This window comes from Rhodococcus sp. Q1 (genome assembly GCF_004153645.1).
Classification (GTDB): Bacteria; Actinomycetota; Actinomycetes; order Mycobacteriales; family Mycobacteriaceae; genus Rhodococcus; species Rhodococcus gordoniae.
In genome coordinates this window covers 786,357-796,667 of the sequence record NZ_SDMJ01000002.1, presented here as the reverse complement: position 1 = coordinate 796,667, position 10,311 = coordinate 786,357, and the positions used below count along the sequence as shown (strand labels likewise).

Genomic DNA, 10,311 nt, shown 5'->3' with positions numbered 1-10,311 from the left:
CGGTTGTCGGCGCGGTTGGGGTATCGGGTGGCGGTGCCGGTGGTGTTCGAGACGTCGTCGGTGCAGGAGTTGGCGGCCCGTGTCGATATCGACACCGCCGGTGCCGGTGCCGGGACTGTGGTGTTGGCGGTGCGGGAGCGTCCGGAGCGGGTGCCGTTGTCGTTGGCGCAGCAACGCATGTGGTTCCTCAACCGTCTCGATTCGTCTGCGGCCTATAACATTCCGGTCGTCGTCCGGTTCACCGGAGCGCTCGACGCAGACGCGCTCGGCCGTGCGATCGATGACGTCGTGGCGAGGCACGAGTCGTTGCGGACGGTCTACCCGGAGGTCGACGGCCGTCCCGTACAGCACATTCTCGGTGCGGACTCGGTGCGGTCCGGGCTCGTCCCGGTCGACATCTCGCCGGATGCGCTGGCCGGCAGGATCGAACGGGTCGTCTCCACTCGGTTCGATGTCACCCGTGAGGTCCCGTTCCTCGTCGAACTCCTCCGGACGGCGCCGGAGGAGCACGTGCTCGTCGTCGTGGTGCACCACATCTCCGCCGACGGCTACTCGATGGGACCGCTGACCCGGGATCTTGCGGCTTGCTACGTCGCCCGACTCTCCGGTTCGGAACCGCGGCTCCCCGAATTGTCCGTGCAGTACGCGGATTACACGCTGTGGCAGCGCGAGATCCTCGGCGACGAGTCCGACCCCGGCTCGATGTCCTCCCGACAGGTGGATTTCTGGCGTCGCGCCCTCGACGGGATCCCCGACCGGATCGACCTTCCCGCCGATCACCCGCGGCCGAAGGCGCAGTCGTATCGTGGTGCAAGCGTGGATGTCTCGATCGGTACGGAGGTCCACACGGCGCTCCGGGCACTTGCGCAGGATCACGGCGCCACGCCGTTCATGGTGGTTCACGCGGCGTTCGCGGTGCTGCTCTCCCGGCTGTCCGGCATGCGCGACATCGTGGTCGGTACTCCCGTCGCGGGACGGAACGACCCGGCACTGGACGACCTCGTCGGAATGTTCGTCAACACCATCGTCTTCCGGGCCGAGGTAGATCTCGTGGAGTCGTTCTCCACTCTGCTCTCCCGGGTCCGGAAGGCGGACCTCGCCGCGTTCGCGCACGCCGATGTGCCGTTCGAGCGACTCGTCGAGGTGCTCGATCCGGTGCGGTCTCTCGCGCACCACCCGTTGTTCCAGGTCGGATTGTCCTTCCAGAACCTGTCGCGCGCGTATCTCGACCTACCGGGTCTCGAGGCCGAAAGTCTCGCAGCGGAAAGGAACGTCTCCCAATTCGATCTGCACCTGATCCTCGCCGAACGCTACGACGGCGAGGGCGTGGTGGACGGGTTGGCCGGTGTGCTCACCTACGCGACAGATCTCTTCGAGGAGTCCACCGCGCAGGCACTCGCGGGCATGTTCGTGCGCCTGGTTCGCGACCTCGTGACCGACCCCACGCGGCCGGTGGGCGAGGCACAGATGCTCGACCCCGCGCAACGCACCCGCCTCCTGCACATCTCGGGCGGCCGGCGACACCCGGCCGACGCGCAGACGCTACCGGAGCTCTTCCGCAGAAACGTATCCCGTGTCCGGGAGGCCACCGCGGTGGTCCACCCCGGCGGACGAGCGTCGTACCGGGAATTCGCTGCGCGGGTGAACCGTACGGCACGCGCACTCGTCGCAGCAGGTGTCGGACCCGAGACCCGGGTAGGACTTCTGATGCCGAACTCTCTCGAGCTCGTCGTCGCGATGTTCGCCGTCTCGACGGCAGGCGGCGCCTACGTTCCCCTCGATCCTTCTCTGCCGCCCGGCCGGATCGAACAGATCGTGGACACCGCCCGTCCCGCGCTCGTTCTCCGTTCGTCGAAGACCACCGGCGCAACCCGCACGGTCGATACCCGTGACGCGGTTCTGTTCGACATCGACGACCCGGCGTGGGAAGAGTTGCCGGCGGACGATTTCACCGATGCGGACCGGATTTCGCCGCTGTCACCCGACAATGCGGCCTACGTGCTGTTCACCTCGGGCTCCACGGGAACCCCGAAGGGGGTGGTCGTCCCGCACCGGGCGGTGGTGAACCAGCTGGAATGGATCCGTTCCCGGTTCGGAGCGGACGACCGTGAAGTGGCAGTGCTGCACACACCGCCGACCTTCGATCTGTCGGTGTGGGAGTTCTGGGGTGCGCTCACTTCCGGTGGATGCCTGGTCGTTCCGCCGCCCGGACGGTATCTCGACCCTGCGGCGATGCTGGCCTTGATGGATCGGGAGGAGGTCACCACCTTCCACTCCGTACCGACCATGCTCGATATGCTCACCGCGGCAGCGACCGGCGGATACCCCGCCTCGTTGCGCCGGGTGCTGTCCATCGGGGAAGCGCTGTCGCCCGCCTCGGCCGAGGGATTCCGGAAGTGCTCGGATGCCGTGCTGACGAATCTCTACGGTCCCACCGAGGCGACCGTCTCGGTCACTGCCCACGAGGTGCGGGAGGACGACCGGCATGTCGTTCCGATCGGTGTGCCCGCATGGAACACGACCGTGCGCGTGCTCGATGGGCGCCTGAACCCGGTTCCGGTGGGGGTCGTGGGCGAGCTGTATCTGGGTGGGGTACAGCTTGCGCGCGGATACCTCGGCCGTACGGCGGAGACCGCCGCTCGGTTCGTCGCGGACCCGTTCGGCGACGGACGGTTGTACCGCACCGGTGATCTCGTGCGGTGGGTGGAGACATCGGCCGGCACCGAACTCGAGTATGTGGGACGTCGGGACCAGCAGGTGAAGATCCGCGGTTTCCGGGTCGAACTCGCCGAGATCGAGGATGCGCTGCGTTCGTGCCCGGGGGTGATCACCGCCGCCGCGGCGGTGCAGAAGGACGCGGACCGGGGAGACCGGCTGGTGGCCTTCGTCGTGGCGGACGACGACACCGACCTCGACGTGGAAGCGCTACGACCCGCCCTCACCGAGCGGCTGCCGGGATACATGATTCCGACCGCGATCGGCCTGCTCGACCGACTGCCCCGGGGGACCACCGGAAAACTCGACCGCAATGCTCTTCCCGTTCTGCGGGCCGAAGCCTCTCGGTACCGTCCGCCACGGACGGACACCGAAGCAGCTGTCGCGTCGGCATTCGCTCGCACGCTCCGGATCGAGCGAGTGGGACGGGACGACGACTTCTTCGCACTCGGCGGTACGTCGTTGCTCGCGATCGCCGTCAACGGCGAGTTGGCGGCTGCGGTGGGGCACACCGTGCCGGTCGAGTGGATCTTCGACAGTCCTGTGGTCGCCGATCTCGCGGAACGGATCGATCGCACCGACCCGACCGGCGAGGACGGACGCAGCGCGGCTTTCGACATCGTGCTACCGCTGCGCACACCGGATGCCGATGGTCCACCGGTGTTCTTCGTGCATCCCGTCGTCGGCCTGGCGTGGAGTTTCGCCGGGCTGGCCGAGTATGTGGAGGACGGACGCCCGGTTTACGGACTGCAGTCACCGGCACTGTCGGGTGACGCGCCGCTACCCGGGTCCATCGAGGAATGGGCGGCCGTCTACGTCGAGGCCGTTCGTGAAGTCCGGCCCGCCGGTCCGTATCACCTCGTCGGTTGGTCGATGGGTGGCGTCATCGCCCACGAGATGGCGGTCCGGTTGCAGCGTGCGGGATCGATCGTCTCGTCGCTGACCCTCCTCGACGCGCACGTACGGATCGTCCTGACCGATCGGGTCGATCCGGCGGAGGTCGCGATGGCAGGCCTGATGGGGGCCGGGCAGGGTGGCGACACACCACCCGCAGGTGTGTTTCGTTTCACAAACAACCCGGCCGACGACAACGGGCCGGCGCTCGGGTCGCTTCCCCTCGACGGGATTCTGCGCGGCATAACCCACTCCTTCGAGGTGCTCGAAGGTCACACACCGGGCCTGTTCGACGGGAACATGTTGTTCGTCGAGGCCGGGAAATCCTCCCGCCGGGAACAGCCTTCGCTTCGGGAGTGGGATCCGTTCGTCACCGGTCGCGTGGTGCGGCACATCGTGGACGTCGATCACTGGGGCATCACCTCCGATGAAGGATGCCGTGAGATCGGGCCGATCCTGGCGAAGTTCACCTGCGGTGAGAATGTCCGAATTGCCCAGTCGGGCAACCGGCGAGACGGAGTCGGTCCGTCCGTTCGAGTGGAGCCCTAGCCCGGCCTGTGCCAGACTCGATCACGATCGGCAGGTGTGGACCGGTAGTCGGGGACCAGTCCACACGGATGCTCGATCGATGGGCGCCGCGAACTCTCGCGACGTCTGGTTCTGCGTACCCCCGGCGAGATCGGGGAGGGCATGACCACCAGTGCAATCGGGCCGGAATCGAGTCCGGCGGTGTCCGCAGACGCTCACCGACAGCGCGGTTCTCGCCGGTGGAAGCACCGTCTACGCCGCCGTCCCGCGACCGCGCTTCTCCCGCATCTGCTGGCCGCGGCGGTCGAGCGCGATCCTTCCGGTATCGCGATGCTCTCCGAATCGGGATCGACGACCTACGCGGAACTCGACGCCGCTTCGTCACGTCTGGCGCGACTGCTGATCGGCCGTGGTATCGGCCCCGAGGACGTCGTAGCGCTGGCTTTCGTCCGGTCGCCGGAATCGGTGGTCGCCACCTGGGCCGTCGCCAAGACGGGCGCGGCCTTCGTACCCGTCGACCCCACATACCCGCCCGATCGGGTCGAGCACATGGTGGTCGACTCCGGCGCTGTTACCGGACTGACCCTTTCGGACACCGCTTCCTCGTTGCCGGAGACCGTCGAGTGGCTGCGGATCGATGCACCGGACGTGTCGTCCGAAGCGGAGGCGCTGGCCTCGACCCCGGTGGGCTTCGACGAGCGACGCGGTCCGCTGCGACCGGACAACGCCGCCTACGTCATCTACACGTCCGGTTCGACCGGACGGCCCAAGGGTGTGGTCGTCACCCACACCGGTCTCGCGAACTTCTGTGCGGAGCAGGTCGAACGCTACGGCCTGACGGCCGATTCGCGCACCCTGCACTTCGCATCGCCGAGTTTCGACGCTTCCGTCCTCGAACTGCTCCTGGCGATCGGGGCGTCGTCGACCATGGTCGTGACGCCGCGCTCGGTCTTCGGCGGTGGCGAATTCGCAGAATTCGTTCTGCGACACGGGGTCACCCACGCCTTCGTCACTCCGGCCGCGTTGTCCTCGGTGGACCCGTCCGGGCTCGGCGTGCTGGACACGGTCGTCGTCGGTGGTGAGGCGTGCCCGCCCGAACTGGTGACGCGATGGGCTCCCGGACGCCGATTCTTCAACGGCTACGGCCCCACCGAGACGACGATCATGTCGAACATCTCGGACGAACTCGCTCCCGGCGACCGGGTGACGATCGGGCCCCCGATCCGCAACGTGTCGGAGTCCGTGCTGGACTCGCGTCTGCATCCGGTTCCCGCAGGTGTCGTGGGGGAACTGTACGTCTCGGGTCCGGGCGTGGCCCGCGGCTATCACGGACGTCCCGGATTGACGGCGACACGATTCGTCGCGGCTGCCGGAGGCGCACGGATGTACCGCACCGGTGACGTCGTACGCGGACCCGAAAGCGCCGATGCGGGCATCGTCTACGTGGGCCGCAACGACTTCCAGGTGAAGGTGCGCGGATTCCGCATCGAACTCGGGGAGATCGACGGGGCGCTGTCGTCCTTCCCCGGAGTGGATTTCGCCGTCACCCTCGGCCGCCCGACACCTGCCGGGGAGACACGTCTCGTGGCGTACGTGCACGGGGCCGGCGCGGCGCTCGATGCGGATGTCCTCACCCGCCACGTCGCAGACCTGCTTCCGGCGTACATGGTTCCCGCAGCCGTCGTCGTCCTCGACCGGATTCCCCTCACCCCGTCCGGCAAGGTCGACCGCGCCGCCCTGCCGGAACCCGAGATCACGGCCACCGAGTTCCGTTCCCCCGCCACGGTATCGGAACGGGCGATCGCCGAGGTGTTCGCCGACGTGCTCGGTGTGGACCGGGTCGGGCTCGACGACAACTTCTTCGATCTCGGCGGCAACTCGCTGCTCGCGACCTCCGTCACCGGTCGTCTCCGGACACGTCTCGGAGTCACGGTCGGTGCCGCGGCGCTGTTCGAGGAACCGACCGTCGCGGGGCTCGCGGGCCGTCTCGACGCCACCTCGTCCGGCGGAACGGTGCCGCTCGTCGCACGGCCCAGACCCGCACGCCTGCCGCTGTCCTACGCCCAGCAGCGCATGTGGTTCCTCAACCGCCTCGATCCCGAGTCCGCCGTCTACAACATTCCGCTGGCGGTCCGGCTCGCGGGCACGCTCGACATCGACGCGATGCGTACGGCGTTCGCCGACATCGTCGAACGTCACGAGACCCTGCGCACGGTCTACCCGGAGGTCGACGGCACCGGGGAACAGCGCATCCTCGAACCCGGGAGGGTCGCGGTCGACGTGCCGGTGGAGCAGATTCCGGCAGAGGCACTGGTCGAGCGGCTCGCGGCCGTCGCCGGACGTGGATTCGACGTGACCGCGGAGGTGCCGGTCCGCGCGGCCCTGTTCGAGACCGGAACCGACGACCACGTGCTCATGCTCGTGATGCACCACATCGCCGGTGACGGCACGTCGCTCGCGCCGCTCGTGCGCGATCTCGTGACCGCGTACACCGCCCGCGCCGGAGGCCGTCCGCCGGCGTGGACGCCGCTGCCGGTGCAGTACGCCGACTACACGCTGTGGCAGCGCGAGGTCCTCGGCAGCGACGACGATCCCGGCTCCGTCGCCGGCCGGCAACTGGCGTACTGGACCGAAGCGCTCGCCGGTATCCCCGACCACCTCGACCTCGCCACCGACCACGTCCGCCCCGCCATCCTCGGCTCGGGCGGCGGCACCGTGCGCACCGAACTCGACGGCGACACCTACGAGTCGATCACCGCGCTGGCACGCCGCACCGGGACGACGCCGTTCATGGTCGTCCACGCCGCGCTCGCGGCGCTGCTGGCGCGACTGTCGAACACCCACGACGTGGTGATCGGGACGCCCGTCGCGGGCCGATCGGCACCCGAACTCGACGACCTCGTGGGCATGTTCGTCAACATGCTCGCCCTGCGCACCGACGTCGACCTCGGCGCGTCCTTCACCGAACTGCTCGACCAGGCGCGCCGGGTGGACATCGCGGCCTTCGACCACGCCGACGTCCCGTTCGAGCGGCTCGTGGAGGTGCTCGACCCGGTTCGGTCGCCGGCGCGCCATCCCCTCTTCCAAGTGGGCCTGTCGTACCACAATTTCACTCTCGACGCGCTCGAGTTGCCGGGCCTGCGGGTCGAACCGCTCGACGCCTCGTCCTCGTCGGTCCGGTTCGACCTCCACGTCACGATCGTCGACCGCGGCGTGAACGGCGGACCCGGTGGGTTCGACATCGAATTCGGTTACGCCACCGACCTGTTCGACGAGTCGTCCGTCCGCCGCATGGTCGACCGTTACCTGCGGATCCTGTCGGTCGTCGCCGACGACGCGGACGTCGTGGTCGGCGACATCGACCTGCACGATCCCGACCAGCTCGCCGCCATGCTCGAAGCATGGGAGGCCGAGCAGGTCGCGGTGGGCCCCGGCCGGACCCTCGCCGACCTGTTCGCCGACCAGGTCCGCGCAACACCGTCGGCCTGCGCGCTCGTCGATGCGAAGGGCGAACTCACCTACGGTGAATTCGCCACGCGGGTACGCCGTCTCGCACGGATGCTGATCGAACACGGAGTCGGCCCCGAGACGGTCGTCGCCCTCCCCATCCGTCGTTCGATCGATCTCGTCGTCGCGATGTATGCCGTCGTCGAGGCCGGTGGAGCGTACCTGCCGCTCGACCCCGACCATCCCCGCGAGCGGATCGAGTACATCGTGGAGTCGGCCGACCCGGCGTGTGTGCTCACCACCGGCCGCGACCGGATCGACCTCCCCGGTGACCGCCCGACGATCGAGGTCGACACGGTCGATCTCGCCGCGTACGACGGTCGCGCCCTGCGGAACTCCGACCGTCTCGCACCCCTGCGCGCCGGGAACGCGGCGTATGTGATCTACACCTCGGGCTCGACCGGCCGTCCGAAGGGAGTCGTCGTCTCGCACGAGGCGATCGTCAATCAGCTGGTCTGGAAGAAGAACGAGTACCGGCTCGGCGAGGGGGACGCGGTCCTCCTCAAGACCGCCGCGACCTTCGACCTGTCGGTGTGGGAGTTCTGGTCGGCGCCGACCTCGGGTGCGAAGCTCGTCGTCGCGTCGCCCGACGGACACCGTGACCCCGCCTACCTCAACGACTTGATCCGCCGCGAGAACGTGACGACCCTGCACGTCGTCCCCTCGATGCTCGATGCGCTGCTCGACGACGCAGAAGGAGAACTGCCGGGTTCGCTGCGACGCGTCCTGGCGATCGGCGAGGTACTTCCGGTCGACACCGCGGAGCGCACCCTCGAGCACTCCGACACGGACCTCGTCAACCTCTACGGTCCGACCGAGGCGGCGGTCTCGGTGACGGCTCACCGAGTCACCGAGACGGCGGACACATCCGTGCCCATCGGGGCGCCGATCCCCAACACGCAGGTGTTCGTCCTCGACGACCGCCTGCATCCGGTGCCGCCGGGTGTCGCGGGAGAGCTGTATCTCGCCGGTGCCCAGCTCGCTCGCGGTTACCTCGGGCGTCCCGAGCTCACCTCCGAACGGTTCGTGGCGAACCCGTTCGGTGCACCCGGTACGCGTCTGTACCGCACCGGCGACGTCGTGCGCTGGCGGTTCGACGAGGACGGGCTGTCGGGCACGCTCGAATACCTCGATCGCGCCGACTTCCAGGTGAAGGTGCGGGGTTTCCGCATCGAACTGGGGGAGATCGAATCGGCGTTGCGTGCGCTTCCGCAGGTTCGTGACGCCGTCGTCACCGTGCAGAACGGCGATCGGATCGTGGCATTCGTGGTTCCCGTCGCCGAATCGCCGGACATCGCGTCGATCCGCGCCGCGCTGACCCGGACCCTGCCGTCCTACATGGTCCCCCAGGGCTTCGTCACGCTCGACGTGCTGCCGCTCAACGTCAACGGCAAGGTCGACCGCAAGGCTCTTCCGGAAGCGGAGGTCGCCTCGGCGCCGTATCGCGCCCCGCGCAGCCGCACGGAGACGGTCGTCGCCTCGATCTACGCGGAAGTGCTCGGTACCCGGGACCGCGTGGGTCTCGACGACGACTTCTTCGGAATCGGGGGCAACTCGCTCAGCGCCGTGAAGGTCGCCGCACGCCTGCGGGACGTCCTCGACGCCCACGTCGAGTTGCCGTGGCTCTTCCTTCATCCGGGCGTCGAGGAACTCGCCGCCCGGATCGATGCGCACGGCGACTCGGCGCGAGACGCACTCGGCGACGCAGGCCTGGATCTCGTTCTACCCCTGCGTGCCGGTGGGGAGGGTGCGCCGGTGTTCTGCATCCATCCCGTGACGGGACTCGCATGGGGTTTCGCCGGTCTCGTCCCGTATCTGGGCGACCGTCCCGTCTACGGCCTGCAGTCGCCCGCCCTCGGGGCGAGTGGCGCTCTCCCCTCGAGCATCGATGCGTGGGCGGACGAGTACGCCCGGCGTATCCGGGAGATCCACCCTCACGGTCCCTACCATCTCGTCGGCTGGTCGATGGGAGGCATCCTCGCCCAGGCCGTCGCGATACGACTGCGCCGCGCCGGGCAGGAGGTTCCGACCCTCGCGCTGCTCGACGCCTACCCGGAGACACGAGGCGCTGCGGCTCCGGAGCGGGCGACCGCACCCACCGTCGCCGAGGTCCTCGGTTTCGGCGGGGACGTCCCGGAGGCCTCGGTGCCCTTCACCGAGCTCACCCCCGAGAACGCGCAGAAGATCGTCGAGGGTCTACCGGCCCCGTTCGACGTACTCACCCCGGAGCGGATCGAACGGATCGTCGAGGGTGTGCGTCACTCCTACACCCTCCTCGCGTCACATCGACCCGAGGTCTACGACGGGGACCTGACGGTCTTCGTCGCCGAGGCCGACCGCTCCGCGTCATCCGCGGAGACGTGGTATCCGTTCGTGAACGGACTGGTGACCACGCGCGAGGTCCCCGTCTCCCACTGGGACCTCGCCACCCGGAAGGCCTGGGCCGTGATCGGTCCCGCCCTCGGCCGACGGCTCGATTCGGGGCGCTGACCGGCAAGAACTCGATATCTCTGCCGCATGGGGCGAACCGCCGAGGGTCGCCCCATGCGGGCGTGCCCGAGGCTCGCCGTAACATGACGCCTTGCCCCGCGATGCTCTAATGGGGCAACTGACCACCCGGTAACAACGGGTGGTCGCGGCCGAAACGGGACGTTCGAGGGAATCGGT

Annotated in this window: 2 protein-coding genes; both read left to right on the top strand. The window is 68.5% G+C overall.

Annotation, left to right across the window (positions count from 1 at the left end; genetic code table 11):
* Positions 1-42: 42 nt before the first annotated feature.
* Positions 43-4,158 carry a non-ribosomal peptide synthetase gene (locus EQ874_RS08520; RefSeq protein WP_207213507.1) on the top strand — a complete coding sequence of 1,372 codons (4,116 nt, stop codon included), beginning with the start codon at positions 43-45 and terminating at the stop codon, positions 4,156-4,158.
* 141 nt (positions 4,159-4,299) lie between these two features.
* Positions 4,300-10,134, top strand: a complete 5,835-nt coding sequence (locus EQ874_RS08515) for a non-ribosomal peptide synthetase (RefSeq protein ID WP_129976491.1) — start codon at positions 4,300-4,302, stop codon at positions 10,132-10,134.
* Positions 10,135-10,311: the final 177 nt, after the last annotated feature.